12 protein-coding genes and 1 pseudogene are annotated in these 15,907 nt (G+C 59.5%); 6 read left to right on the top strand and 7 right to left on the bottom strand.

Features of this window, described 5'->3' with window-relative positions:
* The first annotated feature begins 6 nt into the window (after positions 1-6).
* The gene (yqhD, locus tag K5R89_RS01175; RefSeq protein WP_044524721.1) at positions 7-1,170 is read left to right on the top strand and encodes an alcohol dehydrogenase; all 1,164 of its coding nucleotides are present in this window, start codon (positions 7-9) and stop codon (positions 1,168-1,170) included.
* 144 nt (positions 1,171-1,314) lie between these two features.
* Positions 1,315-2,142 carry a 2,5-didehydrogluconate reductase DkgA gene (gene dkgA, locus K5R89_RS01170; RefSeq protein WP_032454068.1) on the top strand — a complete coding sequence of 276 codons (828 nt, stop codon included), beginning with the start codon at positions 1,315-1,317 and terminating at the stop codon, positions 2,140-2,142.
* A 146-nt stretch (positions 2,143-2,288) separates the two neighbouring features.
* On the opposite strand, the pseudogene K5R89_RS01165 reads toward dkgA, so the two are convergent.
* From K5R89_RS01165 to K5R89_RS01140, 6 genes and pseudogenes are all read right to left on the bottom strand, one after another.
* Positions 2,289-4,501 (bottom strand): annotated as a pseudogene (locus K5R89_RS01165) (YgiQ family radical SAM protein); the annotation flags it as partial.
* Positions 4,502-4,534: 33 nt separating this feature from the next.
* A complete protein-coding gene (gene ftsP / locus K5R89_RS01160) occupies positions 4,535-5,947 on the bottom strand; it encodes a cell division protein FtsP (protein ID WP_023291023.1) in 1,413 nt (470 codons plus the stop codon).
* Between the two features lie 83 nt (positions 5,948-6,030).
* Positions 6,031-6,768 (bottom strand): 1-acylglycerol-3-phosphate O-acyltransferase, encoded by a 738-nt coding sequence (gene plsC / locus K5R89_RS01155; protein WP_004205223.1) that lies wholly within the window; start codon positions 6,766-6,768, stop codon positions 6,031-6,033.
* 191 nt (positions 6,769-6,959) lie between these two features.
* The gene (gene parC / locus K5R89_RS01150) at positions 6,960-9,218 is read right to left on the bottom strand and encodes a DNA topoisomerase IV subunit A (protein ID WP_004205224.1); all 2,259 of its coding nucleotides are present in this window, start codon (positions 9,216-9,218) and stop codon (positions 6,960-6,962) included.
* Positions 9,219-9,338: 120 nt separating this feature from the next.
* Positions 9,339-10,208, bottom strand: a complete 870-nt coding sequence (locus K5R89_RS01145; RefSeq protein ID WP_087826673.1) for a GyrI-like domain-containing protein — start codon at positions 10,206-10,208, stop codon at positions 9,339-9,341.
* Between the two features lie 77 nt (positions 10,209-10,285).
* Entirely contained in the window at positions 10,286-10,693 is a 408-nt protein-coding gene (locus tag K5R89_RS01140; RefSeq protein WP_023291025.1) for a YgiW/YdeI family stress tolerance OB fold protein, read from the bottom strand.
* Between the two features lie 149 nt (positions 10,694-10,842).
* On the opposite strand from K5R89_RS01140, the gene qseB reads away from it, so the two are divergent.
* From qseB to K5R89_RS01120, 4 genes are all read left to right on the top strand, one after another.
* Positions 10,843-11,502, top strand: coding sequence for a quorum sensing response regulator transcription factor QseB (gene qseB / locus K5R89_RS01135; protein ID WP_044524726.1), 660 nt, complete (start codon positions 10,843-10,845; stop codon positions 11,500-11,502).
* Positions 11,499-12,848 (top strand): quorum sensing histidine kinase QseC, encoded by a 1,350-nt coding sequence (qseC, locus tag K5R89_RS01130; RefSeq protein WP_087848576.1) that lies wholly within the window; start codon positions 11,499-11,501, stop codon positions 12,846-12,848. Before qseB ends, qseC begins: the two co-directional genes overlap by 4 nt.
* 106 nt (positions 12,849-12,954) lie before the next feature.
* On the top strand, positions 12,955-13,536 hold the full coding sequence (locus K5R89_RS01125) for an NAD(P)H-dependent oxidoreductase (protein WP_023291028.1): 582 nt from the start codon (positions 12,955-12,957) through the stop codon (positions 13,534-13,536).
* An 81-nt stretch (positions 13,537-13,617) separates the two neighbouring features.
* Entirely contained in the window at positions 13,618-13,932 is a 315-nt protein-coding gene (locus tag K5R89_RS01120) for a putative quinol monooxygenase (RefSeq protein ID WP_023291029.1), read from the top strand.
* Positions 13,933-14,005: 73 nt separating this feature from the next.
* Here the strand turns inward: K5R89_RS01120 and parE are convergent, their stop codons facing one another.
* A complete protein-coding gene (gene parE / locus K5R89_RS01115; RefSeq protein WP_004205235.1) occupies positions 14,006-15,901 on the bottom strand; it encodes a DNA topoisomerase IV subunit B in 1,896 nt (631 codons plus the stop codon).
* Positions 15,902-15,907 lie beyond the last annotated feature (6 nt).

The following is a 15,907-nucleotide window of genomic DNA, read 5'->3' as shown; positions in this document are numbered from 1 at the left end:
CAAGCAATGAATAATTTTGACCTGCATACCCCAACCCGCATTCTGTTTGGCAAAGGCGCGATTGAAAAACTGCGTGAACAGATCCCGGCGGAAGCTCGCGTACTGATCACCTACGGCGGCGGCAGCGTGAAAAAAACGGGCGTCCTGGATCAGGTACTGACCGCCCTGAATGGCCTGGACGTCCTTGAATTTGGCGGCATCGAGCCGAACCCGTCTTACGAAACCTTGATGAACGCGGTGAAGCTCGCCCGCGAAGAGAAGGTCACCTTCCTGCTGGCGGTCGGCGGCGGTTCGGTGCTGGATGGCACCAAATTTATCGCGGCAGCAGCGCACTATGACGCCAACATCGATCCGTGGGAAATTCTGGAAACCTATGGCAGTAAGATCGCCAGCGCCATTCCAATGGGCTCGGTTCTCACTCTGCCGGCGACCGGTTCTGAATCAAACAAAGGGGCGGTGATTTCGCGGAAAACCACCGGCGACAAACGTGCGTTTATGTCTTCCCACGTTCAGCCGCAGTTCGCGATCCTCGATCCGGTCTACACCTATACCCTGCCGCCGCGCCAGGTCGCCAACGGCGTGGTTGACGCCTTCGTCCATACCGTAGAACAGTACGTCACCTACCCGGTTGACGGCAAAATTCAGGACCGCTTCGCCGAAGGCATTCTCCTGACCCTGATCGAGGATGGCCCGAAAGCGCTGCAGGAGCCGGAAAACTATAACGTGCGCGCCAACATTATGTGGGCCGCGACCCAGGCGCTGAACGGCCTGATCGGCGCTGGCGTGCCACAGGACTGGGCAACGCATATGCTTGGTCACGAACTGACGGCGATGCATGGTCTCGATCACGCCCAGACGCTGGCTATCGTTCTGCCGGCGCTGTGGAATGAGAAGCGCGATACCAAGCGCGAGAAGCTGCTGCAATATGCGGAGCGCGTGTGGCATATCACCGAGGGCTCAGACGACCAGCGCATCGATGCCGCCATCGCCGCGACGCGCCAGTTCTTCGAGCAGATGGGCGTGCCGACCCGCCTCTCCGATTACGGTCTCGACGGTAGCTCCATCCCGGCGCTGCTGGCGAAACTGGAAGAGCACGGCATGACCAAACTGGGCGAGCACCAGGATATCACCCTGGACGTCAGCCGTCGTATCTACGAGGCTGCCCGCTAAGTTACCCCGCCTGATTCACCTCCCCTTACGTTAAACAAACGTCGGGGAGAGGTGTTTTTACTACCGTTTTTAGCTATTTCGTCCAGACTTAATGCTACCCCTCGGCGGATCCTGCTTCGCCGAGTTCATTAACAGGAGGAAGGCATGACACATCCAACCGTTATAAAACTACACGACGGCAACCTGATGCCGCAGCTGGGTCTCGGCGTGTGGAAAGCTGGCAACGAGGAAGTCGTCTCCGCCATTCATAAGGCGCTGGAAGTCGGTTATCGCTCTTTTGACACCGCCGCCGCGTACCAAAATGAGGCTGGCGTCGGCAACGCCCTGCAAAGCGCTGGCGTCAATCGCGATGAGCTATTCATCACCACCAAGCTGTGGAACGACGATCAAAAACGGCCGCACGAGGCGCTGAAAGAGAGCCTCAGCAAGCTGAAGCTGGACTATGTGGATCTCTATTTAATCCACTGGCCGGTGCCGGCTATCGGCCATTACGTCGAGGCCTGGCAGGCGCTGATTGAGCTGCAGCAGCAGGGGCTGGCGAAGAGCATCGGCGTGTGTAATTTCCAGGTGCCGCATCTGCAGAAGCTGATTGATGAAACCGGCGTCGCGCCGGTGATCAACCAGATAGAGCTGCATCCGCTGCTGCAGCAGCGGCAGCTGCACGCCTGGAACGCCACCCACAAGATCCAGACCGAATCCTGGAGCCCGCTGGCCCAGGGCGGTAAGGGCGTCTTCGATCAGAAAGTTATCCATCAGCTGGCTGATAAATATGGCAAAACGCCGGCGCAGATTGTCATCCGCTGGCATCTCGACAGCGGTCTGGTGGTGATCCCGAAATCCGTCACGCCGTCGCGCATCGCCGAAAACTTTAACGTCTGGGATTTCCGCCTGGATAAAGAAGAATTGGGGGAGATTGCCAGGCTGGATCAGGGCAAGCGTCTGGGGCCCGACCCGGATCAGTTCGGCGGATAACAGGTAAAAAAGCCGGGCAGCGCTGACGCGTGTCCGGCTTGAGAAACCGCCCGGTCAGCGAAACGCTGCCGGGCGCAAAGTCAGGCTTAACGCCCGGCGACTTTACCCCGTTTAACGGGCTTTTTCGCCGTTGCGCCACCGTTAGAACGCTGATGCACAATCGGCGTGTGCTTGGTCAGCGCCGGGCGGGTATGACGGTTCTGGCGACGCGCTTCGCGCATCTCATCGAGAGTCGGCGCCGGCACCAGGCAGTCGCGACGTGAGCCAATCAGGTGTTTCTTGCCCATCGCCTCCAGCGCCTGACGGATCAGCGGCCAGTTGGCCGGATCGTGATAGCGCAGCAGCGCTTTGTGCAGACGGCGCTGTTTATCGCCCTTCGGCACCACCACCTCTTCACTCTTATAGCCGATCTTGCCCAGCGGGTTTTTGCCGGTGTAATACATGGTGGTCGAGTTCGCCAGCGGCGACGGATAGAAGTTCTGCACCTGGTCGAGACGGAAGCGGTGCTTCTTCAGCCACAGCGCCAGGTTCACCATGTCTTCATCACGGGTCCCCGGGTGGGCGGAGATAAAGTACGGGATCAGATACTGCTCTTTACCCGCCTGCTTCGAATAGGTGTCGAACAGCTCTTTAAAGCGGTCGTAGCTGCCCATTCCCGGCTTCATCATCTTCGACAGCGGGCCCTCTTCGGTATGCTCCGGCGCGATCTTCAGATAGCCGCCGACGTGGTGGGTCGCCAACTCTTTGATATAGCGCGGATCTTCGACCGCGATGTCATAGCGTACCCCGGAAGCGATAAGGATCTTCTTGATGCCCTTCAGCTCGCGGGCGCGACGGTAAAGGTTGATCGTCGGCTCATGGTTGGTATCCATGTGCGGGCAGATATCCGGGTAGACGCAGGAGAGACGGCGACAGGTCTGCTCGGCGCGTGGCGATTTGCAGCGCAGCATATACATGTTGGCGGTGGGTCCGCCGAGATCGGAGATCACGCCGGTAAAGCCCGGCACCGTGTCGCGAATGGCTTCGATCTCATTGATGATCGAATCCTCAGAACGGCTCTGGATAATGCGTCCTTCGTGCTCGGTGATCGAGCAGAACGAACAGCCGCCGAAGCAGCCGCGCATGATGTTGATCGAGAAGCGGATCATCTCATACGCCGGGATGCGCGCATCGCCATAGGAAGGATGCGGCACGCGCTTGTAGGGCAGCGCGAAAACGCTGTCCATCTCTTCGGTGGAGAGCGGGATTGCCGGCGGGTTGATCCAGATGTAGCGCTCGCCGTGCTTTTGCATCAGCGCCCGGGCGCAGCCGGGGTTGGTTTCATGGTGCAGAATGCGCGAGGCGTGAGCGTACAGGACCTTATCGCCTTTCACCTTCTCGAAAGAAGGCAGCAGCACATAGGTTTTTTCCCACGGTTTTGGCCGCGGCGGCTGCACAGTGATGCTTTTCGCTTCCTGTTTCTTCGGCGCGACCGGTTTGTTATCGGCGCACGGCAGATCTTCACCATACGGGTGCGGGATGGGGTCGATTTTGCCCGGGGTATCCAGACGGGTGGAGTCTACGCCGCTCCAGCCCGGGAGAGCCTCTTTCACCATGATGGCGGTATTGCGCACATCGCGGATCTGGTCGATGGTTTCGCCCATCGCCAGGCGATGGGCCACTTCCACTAGCGGACGCTCGCCGTTGCCGAACATCAGCATATCGGCCTTGGAGTCCACCAGCACCGAGCGGCGCACGGTATCGGACCAATAATCATAATGCGCGGTACGGCGCAGGCTGGCTTCGATACCGCCGAGGATCACGGGCACATCTTTCCACGCCTCTTTACAGCGCTGGGTATACACCAGGGTGGCGCGGTCCGGGCGCTTGCCCGCCACGTTGCCGGCGGTGTAAGCGTCGTCATGGCGCAGCTTACGGTCGGCGGTGTAGCGGTTGATCATCGAGTCCATGTTGCCGGCGGTCACCCCGAAGAACAGGTTCGGTTTGCCCAGACGCATGAAGTCGTCTTTGGTGTTCCAGTCCGGTTGGGAGATGATCCCCACGCGGAACCCCTGCGCTTCCAGCATGCGGCCGCAGATAGCCATCCCGAAGCTCGGGTGGTCGACGTAGGCGTCGCCGGTGACCAGAATAATGTCGCAGCTATCCCAGCCAAGTTGATCCATCTCTTCACGCGACATCGGTAAAAATGGCGCAGGGCCAAAACAGGCAGCCCAGTATTGCGGCCAGGAAAAAAGGTCACGATCCGGTTGGATCAGGGATATTGCGCTCATATTGCTTCCGGGGAAATGATAAAAAAATAACCAAAAGGGCGTGGATTATAAGCCGGAATGATAGTGGAAATGAAGGAGGATTTTCTCAAACCCTGACCGTATGCCGGCCAGGGTCGAAGAGTTTACGGTGCGGGATTCACCAGCATCTGGCCAATCGAACCGCGGTCGGCCAGCTCCAGCGTCTGGCTCAGATACTGGAACGGGAAGTGCGGCCACGACGGCTGGGCGTAGTAGACCAGCAGTTCAACCTGCCCGTCGACCCACACGGTGTCCTTCCAGCCGCGGTCTTCCGGGAAAGGGGTCGAGCCGTTGACGTTACGGATCTGGAACATTACCCCTTCAATATGGAACGACTGCGGGCGGTCGGCGCGCACCGTCCAGCGCTCCCAGGTCCCCTGCTGCGCCGTGATATCGATACGCTGCGGATCCCACAGCTGGCCATTAATCCCCGGATCGTCGCCGAGCGTGATATCCCGGCTGCGGATCGGCGTGCCGGAGAGCAGCTCAGTCGGCAGCAGACGCGCCGGCAGGCTGTCGGTGACCAGCGGCAGCAGCCCGGTCGGGCGCAGGGTCAGCACCAGCGTGGAGACCAGAATGCTGGACGGTTCAAAAAAGCCGCGGATACGGTCGACGATGCTCGCCGCTTCGCCGCAGGTAATGGACACTTCATCGCCGTTGGTCATATCGACCAGAATTTCACGCCGTTCCCCCGGCGCCAGCGACAGCTGCTTGAGCGAAACCGGCGCCGGCAGGAACCCCTGGTCGCCGGAAATGACATGCAGCAGTCGGCCATCGCTCATCTGTAGCTGATAGCGCCGGGAGTTGGAAGCGTTCAGCAGGCGCAGACGCACCCAGCCGCGGGACACTTCGACATAGGGGCTCTGCACGCCATTGACCAGCAGCGTATCGCCGACGAAGCCGCCGCTGCCCGGTTCGCTATATTCCGGCGTGCCGAAGTTATCCAGCCGTTTGTCCTGAATTATCACCGGGAAGTCATCGACGCCATAGTGGTTAGGGATCGGCAGGTTCTTGCTCACCTCATCCTCCACCAGCCACATGCCGGCCAGACCGTTATAGACCTGCTTCGCCATCCGGTTCGGCGTATTGGCCTGGTACCACAGCGTCGCCGCACTCTGCCGGATCGGCAGCACCGGCGCCCAGTCGGCGTTCGGCGACATCATGCGCGCCGCGCCGCCGATCAGCGGGCCAGGCACCTGCAGGCCGCGGATGGTCATCGCGACGTTCTCCGTCAGACGGTTGCTGTAGATAAGCTTGACGTCGTCCCCGCTCCAGACGCGGATCGTCGGCCCCATATAGCGGCCATTGATCCCCCAGACGGGGGCGCGGGTGCCTGGCGTAAACGACCAGTGTGAACGCTGCAGCGTCAGAAACAGCGGCTGACCGCGACGGGACTCCAGCAGCGGCGGAACCGGCAGCGCAGGCTGCTGGCCGGCGGCATGGGCCTTCAGCGGCGCGGCGCCAGCGCACAGCGCTACGCCGGAAGCCTTAATAAACTGACGCCGACTGAGTGACATATTAACTCCATGACATACTGACAAATGAAAAAGGGAATTCGTTTCCCGCCAGCAATACGCGCGCGTTGGCGGCGTTTCCTGTCTTATTGCTTACCGGCCGCTTCGCGCTCGGCCACTTCGTTGTCCAGCTCAGCGATTTTGGCGGCCATCAGCTCGCGGCAATGCGTCGCCAGCGCGCGCACGTTGTCTTTACCGAACTGGCTGGTATCCACCGGCGGCAGCATTTCCACAATCACCAGACCGTTGTTCCAGCGATTGAGCTTTATTTTATTCGATGTATTCGAGACACACACCGGAATAATCGGCACGCCGGCGGCAATAGCCGCGTGGAAGGCGCCGGTTTTAAACGGCAGCAGACCGCGACCGCGGCTGCGGGTCCCTTCCGGGAACATCCAGAACGAAATTTTACGCTTTTTAAAGGCGTTGACGACCTCGGCAATGGTGCCGTGCGCTTTGGTTCGGTTATTGCGGTCAATCAGCAGATTACCGGTCAGCCAGTACAGCTGGCCAAAGAACGGGATCCACAACAGGCTCTTTTTCCCCACGGTGACCGTCGGGGCCTGCACGATGTTAGATGCCGTCACCATATCATAGTTGTTCTGGTGGTTAGCGATGTAGATCGCGTTGCCATAGCTTTCCGCATCGGCAGGTTTGCGCAGCTCCACCTTCAGACCAAACACCGGGGATAAGCGGCCAAACAGATGGCCGAAAGTGGCAACATGTTTTGGATTACGCGGGCTGAACAAGCAGTACAGACAGCCAAGTATGCACACTACGATGCAATAAATGACCACAAAAATTACTCGAAAAATGAATAGCATAGCTACCTCTAAAACCCAAACCGCTTAGAATTATTCGCTGCTGGCAGAAGGCAGGCTCACAAGTTCTGCGCAGGCCGGGACCGTTCTTCCTGGGCCCCTGATGATGGACATTGTTAATCGCAACGCCTGAATAAACAACGATTTTGCGGCTTTTTTTCGCCTCCTCCCGTCAAAGACGGGAGGAGAAGCGCTTACTCTTCGCTATCGCCTGCCGCGGCGCGGCGCGGCGAGTCAATTTCAACACGGTCAATCTTCTGCAGACCGCGCATCAGCGAACCGCGGCGGCCGCGCTCGCCGGTGACTTTTTGCAGCTCTTCCGGACGCAGTTTGATCTTCCGTTTGCCGACATGAATGGTCAGCGTACTCTGCGGCGGCAGGACAAACAGATGTGCGAGACCGTCCTGGCCGGCGGCGGCTTCCGCCGCAGGAATGTTGATGATTTTGTTGCCCTTGCCTTTCGACAGCTGCGGCAGATCGCTGACCGGGAACATCAGCATCCGCCCGGCGGCGGTGATGGCCAGCAGCATATCGGACTCGTCCTCAATGACCAGCGGCGGCATCACATGCGCGTTGTCAGGCAGGGTGATCAACGCTTTGCCGGCGCGGTTGCGCGCCACCAGATCGTTGAAGGTGCAGACAAAACCGTAGCCGGCGTCGGAGGCCATCAGCAGTTTCTGATCGTCGCCTTCCATCAGCATATGTTCCACGGTCGCGCCCGGCGGCAGCGTCAGCTTGCCGGTCAGCGGCTCACCCTGGCCACGCGCCGAGGGCAGGGTAATCGGATCGATGGCATAGCTGCGCCCGGTGGTATCGATAAACACCACCGGCTGGTTGCTCTTGCCCTTCGCCGAGGCTTTCCAGCTGTCGCCCGCTTTATAGCTCAGCCCCTGGGCGTCGATGTCGTGCCCTTTGGCGCTGCGCACCCAGCCCATCTGCGACAGAACGATGGTGACCGGCTCAGACGGCAGCATATCATGCTCGCTCATCGCTTTCGCTTCTTCACGCTCGTGAAGCGGCGAGCGGCGATCGTCGCCGAAAGCATCGGCATCGGCCTGCAGCTCTTTCTTCAGCAGGTTGTTCATCTTACGTTCAGAGGCCAGAATCGCCTGCAGCTGATCGCGCTCTTTTTCCAGCTCGTTCTGTTCGCCGCGGATCTTCATCTCTTCCAGTTTGGCGAGATGGCGCAGTTTCAGTTCCAGAATCGCTTCCGCCTGGGTTTCGCTGATGGCAAAGCGCGACATCAGGGCTGGCTTCGGCTCATCTTCCGTGCGGATGATCTCGATGACTTCATCAATATTGAGGAACGCCACCAGCAAACCTTCAAGGATATGCAGGCGCTTAAGGACCTTCTCTAACCGGTGGTTCAGACGGCGACGTACGGTATCGCGACGGAACACCAGCCATTCGCTGAGGATCTCCAGCAGGTTTTTTACCGCCGGGCGGCCGTCGAGACCGATCATATTGAGGTTGATGCGGTAGCTCTTCTCCAGATCGGTGGTGGCGAACAGGTGGTTCATCACCTGCTCCATATCCACCCGGTTGGAGCGCGGGACGATCACCAGGCGGGTCGGATTTTCGTGGTCCGATTCGTCGCGCAGGTCGTCCACCATCGGCAGCTTTTTATTGCGCATCTGCGCGGCAATCTGCTCCAGTACTTTGGCGCCGGAGACCTGGTGCGGCAGCGCGCTGATCACTACCGCGCCGTCCTCTTTGCTCCATACCGCGCGCATGCGCACTGAGCCGCGTCCGTTCTGGTAGATTTTGCGAATTTCCGCCCGCGAAGTGATGATCTCCGCCTCGGTCGGGAAATCCGGTCCCTGCACGATATCCAGCAGTTCGTCGAGGGTCGTTTTCGGCTGCTCAATCAGCGTAATCGCCGCTTTCGCCACTTCACGCAGGTTGTGAGGCGGAATATCGGTCGCCATGCCCACCGCGATGCCGGTGGTGCCGTTGAGCAGGATGTTTGGCAGGCGCGCCGGCAGCATTTTCGGCTCCTGCAGCGTGCCGTCAAAGTTTGGCACCCAGTCGACCGTCCCCTGCCCCAGCTCGCTGAGCAGCAGCTCGGCATACTTCGACAGGCGGGATTCGGTGTAACGCATGGCGGCGAAGGATTTCGGATCGTCCGGCGCCCCCCAGTTCCCCTGGCCATCCACCAGCGGATAGCGATAGGAGAAGGGTTGCGCCATCAGCACCATCGCTTCATAGCAGGCGCTGTCGCCGTGTGGGTGATATTTACCCAGCACGTCGCCGACGGTGCGGGCGGACTTTTTGAATTTGGCGCTGGCGTTCAGCCCCAGTTCGGACATCGCATAGACGATGCGACGCTGGACCGGTTTTAAGCCATCGCCAATAAACGGTAATGCCCTGTCCATGATCACGTACATGGAGTAGTTCAGGTAAGCATTTTCCGTAAATTCATGCAGCGCAAGGCGCTCTGCCATATCGCTCATTAATCGTGGATCCTCAATCTGGGTACCGACCGTTCGGACGGCAAAACTACCCGCGATAATACCCGATCTCACGCCCTGAGTCACAGGCCGTGAGATCGGTTGAGGATTCCGTCACCTTAATCAGGCCAGCGGCAGATAAATATCGGTTTGCAGCTCATGCTCAGCCACCTGGTGGACAAAATTGTGGTAACGGAAGTAGACCGGAAAATCCCGTAACGTCTCGCCTGAAGCGGGTAACCAGTCGCGATAGAGATACCAAACGCTCTGCGCCAGGGTGTCCAGCGAGCCGTGATGGCGCACGACGGCGCAGCGTCCGCCGGGGATTTCGCCGTTAATCACGCCAAAGGCGTTTTCACCAACCGGCCGTTCGACCGTACCGCAGAGATCAAAACGAAATGCCTCCTGCGGGGTAGTCTGCGGATCGTCCCAGGCGATCCCCCAGGTTTCGCTGGTGGCAACGGGCGATAATCCGCTCGTCTTACGCCAGGCGATAAAACGCGCGGCGGTGGCGTTGACAAGGTCCGGGCTGCCACGATGTTGCAGGACGGCTACCCGGGTGGTGGGGAACGAAATGATATTGACGTCCATCGACGTTTGCTCCTGTAGCGTATGTTTCGGTACGCGTCGATGCCACTCGGCCCAGTCCGGTTGCTGACGGAACTGGGTCGGGCTTTGGTCAAACGCGGTACGGAAGGCACGGCTGAACGACTCCGCATTCTGAAATCCGGCATCAAGGGCAATGTCGATGATTTTATCGCGGGGGTTGAACGCCAGGCGCCAACAGGCGCGTCGCAGACGCAACCACTGAATATACCGGTACAAGGGAATGCCGGTATACGCGCTAAATTGCCGGTGAAAATGGTAAGGCGAACTGTGCGCTATCGCGCTCAGCGCCTCCAGCGACAGCGGCTCATCAAGATGACGCGCAATGTATCTACAGACGCGCTGGAAGCGCCCGACATACGCCGGGCTGGCCTTAATATCGTTCATCGTCTCCTCCTCGCGACATACTCTGACAGAGCGAGGATAGCGATTCCTGACCGATCTTGCGCTTATCCGCCGGAGACTTATGGCGTGATTTTACGGATCTGTTTAACGTCGATCTCCACCGAGTTCCAGTCCTTATCGACTTCCCCCTGAATTTCTACCGTGTCCTGCGGGCCGACGGTGACGCCGTTCCAGCGTTTGTGGTCGATATCGACATTGATCACCCCGGTAGCATCCTGGAACTTATACAGATCGTCGGACACGCGCTCGGTAATTTTGCCCCGCAGGGTCACCCAGGTATCGTCCCGCAGCGATTTGACATTGGTGACGGTGGTGACCGCGCCGCTCGGGCCGGTAAATCCGCCGCCCTGGGTGGTCGAACTTGCCGGCGTGGTCGCAGAAGGACCGGTATACCCGCCCTGTCCGGCAGCCAGCACCGGCATGGAAACCAGGGCAACGATCGCGGTCATCGCAGCAATTTTCTTCATGATGTGTTCTCCCTTCGTGTTGATATGGCTCCTATTACGCCCGACAAAACTTAACGACTTCTTAAGGGGAAAAAAGAAATTTTAATGCTGTACAACCCCGGTCGCAACGCGGTTTACTGCGCAGAGCAGCCGGGTTGGCAGGAGGGAAAATGCGCATATTATTGGTGGAAGATGACAAGTTAATCGGCGATGGCATCAAGGCCGGGCTGAGCAAAATGGGCTTCAGCATCGACTGGTTTACCGCCGGGCTGGAGGGCAAAAACGCCTTATACAGCGCCCCCTACGACGCGGCAATTCTTGATCTCACCCTTCCCGGCATCGATGGCCTCGATATTCTGCGCGAGTGGCGCGACAAAGGCCGCCATGAGCCGGTGCTGATCCTCACCGCCCGCGATGCGCTCAGCCAGCGGGTGGAGGGGCTGCGCCTGGGCGCCGATGATTATCTGTGCAAACCTTTCGCCCTGATTGAGGTAGCGGCCCGCCTCGAAGCATTGATCCGCCGCGCCCACGGCCAGAGCAGCAGCGAGCTGCGCCACGGCAAGGTGAGCCTTGACCCGAACCGCTTAACCGCCAGCCTCGACGGCGAAAGCCTGACGCTGAAGCCGAAGGAGTTCGCCCTGCTGGAACTGCTGCTGCGTAACGCCGGGCGCGTACTGCCGCGTAAGCTTATTGAAGAAAAGCTCTACACCTGGGACGACGAGGTCTCCAGCAACGCCGTGGAAGTTCACGTCCATCATCTGCGCCGCAAACTCGGCAGTGAATTTATCCGCACCGTCCACGGCATCGGCTATACCCTGGGTGACGCATGAAACGACTTGCCCGCCTGAGCCTGCGCCTGCGTCTGACGCTGCTGTTTGCCGTGCTGACCGCCGCCGCCTGGGGGGTGGCCAGCGTGATCGCCTGGCAGCAGACCAGTAAAAAGCTGGATAAGCTGTTTGATACCCAGCAGCTGCTGTTCGCCCGCCGCCTGAGCGTCATGAATTTCGAAGAGCTCCGCGCCCCGCCGACATCGCTCGGGGAAAAGAAAAAGGTGCGCCACGGGCATATCGACGACGATGCGCTGGCGTTCGCCATCTTCACCCGCGACGGCAAAATGGTGCTTAACGACGGCGAAAACGGGGAGGATATTCAATGGCACTCGCAGCGCGAGGGCTTCAGCGATGGCTACCTGCGCGGCGATGATGACGAGTGGCGCTTCCTGTGGTTAACCACCGCCGATGGCCGCCACCGTATCGCCGTCGGCCAGGAGTGGGATTATCGCCGCGAAATGGCGATGGACATTGTTACCTCGCAGCTAACGCCGTGGATGATCGCCCTGCCGCTGATGTTCGTGCTGCTCATCGTGCTGTTAAGCCGCGAACTGGCGCCGTTGAAACATCTGGCGCGCACGCTGCGCCTGCGCGCGCCGGACTCGGCGGAATCGCTCAGCGTGGAGAAGATCCCCACTGAAGTCCGCCCGCTGGTCGAGTCGCTGAATCAGCTGTTCCAGCGCACCCACGACGTCATGCTGCGCGAGCGTCGGTTTACCTCTGATGCCGCCCACGAGCTGCGCAGCCCGCTGGCGGCGCTGAAGGTGCAGACTGAAGTCGCCCAGCTCTCTCTGGACGATCCACAAGGGCGTGAGAAAGCCCTGGCTCAGCTCCATCACGGGATCGATCGCGCCACCCGTCTGGTGGATCAGCTGCTGACGCTGTCGCGGCTGGACTCGCTCGCCCAGCTGGACGACGTGCAGCCGGTCGCCATCGACGATCTGCTGCAGTCGGCGGTAATGGAGATGTACCACCCGGCGCAGCAGGCCGGGATTGAGCTGCGCCTGCATCTTAATGTCTCTGGCATCTCCCGCACCGGCCAGCCGCTGCTCCTCAGCCTGCTGGTGCGCAATCTGCTGGATAACGCGGTACGCTACAGCCCGCGCGGCAGCCAGGTCGATATCACCCTCAACGCCCGAGAGTTTCGGGTACGCGATAACGGCCCCGGCATCAGCCCGCAGGCGCTGGCGCGCATCGGCGAGCGTTTCTACCGCCCGCCGGGTCAGGATGCTACGGGCAGCGGCCTGGGCTTGTCGATCGTCCGGCGCATCGCCTCGCTGCACGGCATGCGCGTCGAGTTTGCCAATGCCCGCGACGGCGGCTTCGAAGCCCGCGTTGACTGGTAGCGATATTATTGCTCATTTAGCAAAAGACTTTGCACATTTTGCTCATTTTACTGCCCCGCTTCGCGGGGTAAGATCGTCGGCAAATTTTCAAGATTGAGGACAAATGATGAGCAACATCCTGATTATCAATGGCGCAAAAAAATTCGCGCACTCGAATGGCCAGCTGAACGACACCCTGACCGAGGTCGCGGAGAGTTATCTGCGCGACGCCGGACACGATGTTAAAAGCGTTCGCGCCGACAGCGAGTACGACGTAAAAGCCGAAGTGCAGAATTTCCTCTGGGCCGATGTGGTGATCTGGCAGATGCCGGGCTGGTGGATGGGCGCCCCGTGGACGGTGAAAAAATATATGGATGACGTCTTTACCGAAGGCCACGGCTCACTGTACGCCAGCGACGGCCGTACCCGCTCCGACGCCAGCAAAAAATATGGCTCCGGCGGTCTGGTGCAAGGGAAAAAATATATGCTCTCCCTGACCTGGAACGCGCCGATGGAAGCCTTCACCGACGAAGAACAGTTCTTCCACGGCGTCGGCGTTGACGGCGTTTACCTGCCGTTCCATAAAGCCAACCAGTTCCTGGGTATGGAGGCGCTGCCAACCTTTATCGCCAACGACGTGATTAAAATGCCTGATGTCCCACGGTATATCGCAGAATATCGCAAGCATCTGGCGGAAATTTTTGGTTAACTAGGGGTCTATGCTCTACATATTTCGAGTTATTCGAACCTGGAGTATGACAAGATCCACACAGAAGGAGTTGAGTTAACCATGTTAACAGTGATTGCAGAAATCCGTACCCGCCCGGGCCAGCACCACCGCCAGGCGGTTCTCGATCAGTTCGCGAAAATTATTCCGACCGTTTTGCAGGAAGCCGGCTGCCACGGCTATGCGCCCATGGTGGATCATGCCGCTGGCGTCAGCTTCCAGACCACCGCTCCTGACTCTATCGTCATGGTGGAGCAGTGGGAAAGCGTCGCGCATCTTGAAGCGCACCTGCAGACCCCGCACATGAAAGCCTGGTCGGAAGCGGTCAAAGGCGATGTGCTGGAGACCAACATCCGTATCCTGCAGGCCGGCGTCTAAGCCCGCTGACGCAGAAACGAAATAAGAAAAGGGAGCCTGAGGCTCCCTTTTACGTCTGGCGCAGCGCGCGGTCTTACACTTCCAGGTCCGCCATATCGCCCTTCTCCTGCAGCCAGTTGCGACGATCTTCGGAACGCTTCTTGGCCAGCAGCATATCCATCATCGCCGTGGTCTGCTGCTCATCCTCATCGCTGATCACCAGCTGCACCAGGCGGCGGGTATTCGGGTCGAGGGTGGTTTCCCGCAGCTGCATCGGGTTCATCTCGCCGAGACCTTTAAAGCGCTGGACGTTTGGCTTGCCCTTCTTACGCTTCAGCTGCTCCAGCACACCGGTTTTTTCTTCTTCCGTCAGCGCGTAGTAGACCTCTTTGCCGAGGTCGATACGGTACAGCGGCGGCAGCGCCACGTAGACGTGCCCCTCTTTCACCAGGGTACGGAAATGTCTCACAAACAGCGCGCACAGCAGCGTGGCGATGTGCAGACCATCGGAGTCCGCATCCGCCAGAATACAAATTTTGCCGTAGCGCAGCTGGCTTAAATCATCGCTATCCGGGTCAATCCCAATCGCCACCGAAATGTCGTGTACTTCTTGCGAAGCTAACACTTCATCGGAAGAGACTTCCCAGGTATTCAGGATCTTGCCTTTCAGCGGCATGATCGCCTGATATTCACGATCGCGCGCCTGCTTGGCTGAACCGCCCGCCGAATCCCCTTCGACGAGGAACAGCTCGGTACGGTTCAGATCCTGGGCGGTGCAGTCGGCCAGCTTACCCGGCAGCGCCGGACCGCTGGTCAGCTTTTTGCGCACCACTTTCTTGGCGGCGCGCAGACGGCGCTGGGCGCTGGAAATAGCCATCTCCGCCAGCAGCTCCGCGGCCTGCACGTTCTGGTTCAGCCACAGGCTGAAGGCGTCTTTCACCACGCCGGAGACGAACGCCGCGCACTGGCGCGACGACAGGCGCTCTTTGGTTTGCCCGGCGAACTGCGGATCCTGCATCTTCACCGACAGCACGTAGGCGCAGCGATCCCAGATATCTTCCGCCGACAGTTTCACCCCGCGCGGCAGGATATTACGGTACTCGCAGAACTCACGCATCGCGTCCAGCAGCCCCTGACGCAGGCCGTTGACGTGCGTCCCGCCCTGCATGGTCGGGATCAGGTTGACGTAGCTCTCGGTCAGCAGCTCGCCGCCTTCCGGCAGCCACAGCAGCGCCCAGTCCACCGCCTCCGTCTCGCCGGAGAAGGTGCCGACGAAAGGTTTTTCCGGCAGCAGCGGCAGGCCGTTCACCGCTTCGCTCAGGTAGTCGTTAAGGCCATCGGCATAGCACCAGCTCTGCTCGCTGTTATTGACCTGGTCGCGGAAAACAATTTCCACGCCCGGGCACAGCACCGCTTTCGCTTTTAACAAGTGGGTCAAACGCGAAACGGAGAAGCGCGGGCTATCGAAGAAGCTTTCGTCCGGCCAGAAATGGACGCTGGTCCCGGTGTTGCGTTTACCGCAGGTGCCGGTGACGTGCAGGTCCTCTACTTTCTCACCATTCTCAAAGGCGATGCTGTAGACCTGACCGTCGCGACGCACGTTGACCTCCACGCGTTTTGACAGGGCGTTGACCACCGAAATCCCCACCCCGTGCAGACCGCCGGAAAACTGGTAATTTTTGTTGGAAAACTTACCGCCCGCGTGCAGCCGGCAGAGGATCAGTTCAACCGCCGGCACCCCCTCTTCCGGGTGAATATCGACCGGCATCCCGCGCCCGTCGTCAATCACCTCGAGGGACTGGTCGGCGTGCAGGATCACTTCCACGCGTTTAGCATGGCCTGCCAGCGCTTCGTCCACACTGTTATCAATCACTTCCTGACCAAGATGGTTAGGACGGGTGGTGTCGGTATACATGCCCGGACGGCGGCGCACCGGCTCTAGCCCGGTGAGTACCTCAATGGCATCAGCGTTATATGAAGATTGCGTCATGGTGTG

The organism is Klebsiella sp. TF21-TM (genome assembly GCF_019753495.1).
Lineage (GTDB): Bacteria > Pseudomonadota > Gammaproteobacteria > Enterobacterales > Enterobacteriaceae > Klebsiella > Klebsiella quasipneumoniae.
This window is presented reverse-complemented; position numbering and strand designations above follow the sequence as displayed.

Bases quoted from the DNA above. Each gene is read 5' to 3' on its own strand.
- yqhD (WP_044524721.1), top strand. From the start codon at position 7: ATGAATAATTTTGACCTGCATACCCCAACCCGCATTCTGTTTGGCAAA.
- dkgA (WP_032454068.1), top strand. From the start codon at position 1,315: ATGACACATCCAACCGTTATAAAACTACACGACGGCAACCTGATGCCG.
- ftsP (WP_023291023.1), bottom strand. From the start codon at position 5,947: ATGTCACTCAGTCGGCGTCAGTTTATTAAGGCTTCCGGCGTAGCGCTG.
- plsC (WP_004205223.1), bottom strand. From the start codon at position 6,768: ATGCTATTCATTTTTCGAGTAATTTTTGTGGTCATTTATTGCATCGTA.
- parC (WP_004205224.1), bottom strand. From the start codon at position 9,218: ATGAGCGATATGGCAGAGCGCCTTGCGCTGCATGAATTTACGGAAAAT.
- K5R89_RS01145 (WP_087826673.1), bottom strand. From the start codon at position 10,208: ATGAACGATATTAAGGCCAGCCCGGCGTATGTCGGGCGCTTCCAGCGC.
- K5R89_RS01140 (WP_023291025.1), bottom strand. From the start codon at position 10,693: ATGAAGAAAATTGCTGCGATGACCGCGATCGTTGCCCTGGTTTCCATG.
- qseB (WP_044524726.1), top strand. From the start codon at position 10,843: ATGCGCATATTATTGGTGGAAGATGACAAGTTAATCGGCGATGGCATC.
- qseC (WP_087848576.1), top strand. From the start codon at position 11,499: ATGAAACGACTTGCCCGCCTGAGCCTGCGCCTGCGTCTGACGCTGCTG.
- K5R89_RS01125 (WP_023291028.1), top strand. From the start codon at position 12,955: ATGAGCAACATCCTGATTATCAATGGCGCAAAAAAATTCGCGCACTCG.
- K5R89_RS01120 (WP_023291029.1), top strand. From the start codon at position 13,618: ATGTTAACAGTGATTGCAGAAATCCGTACCCGCCCGGGCCAGCACCAC.
- parE (WP_004205235.1), bottom strand. From the start codon at position 15,901: ATGACGCAATCTTCATATAACGCTGATGCCATTGAGGTACTCACCGGG.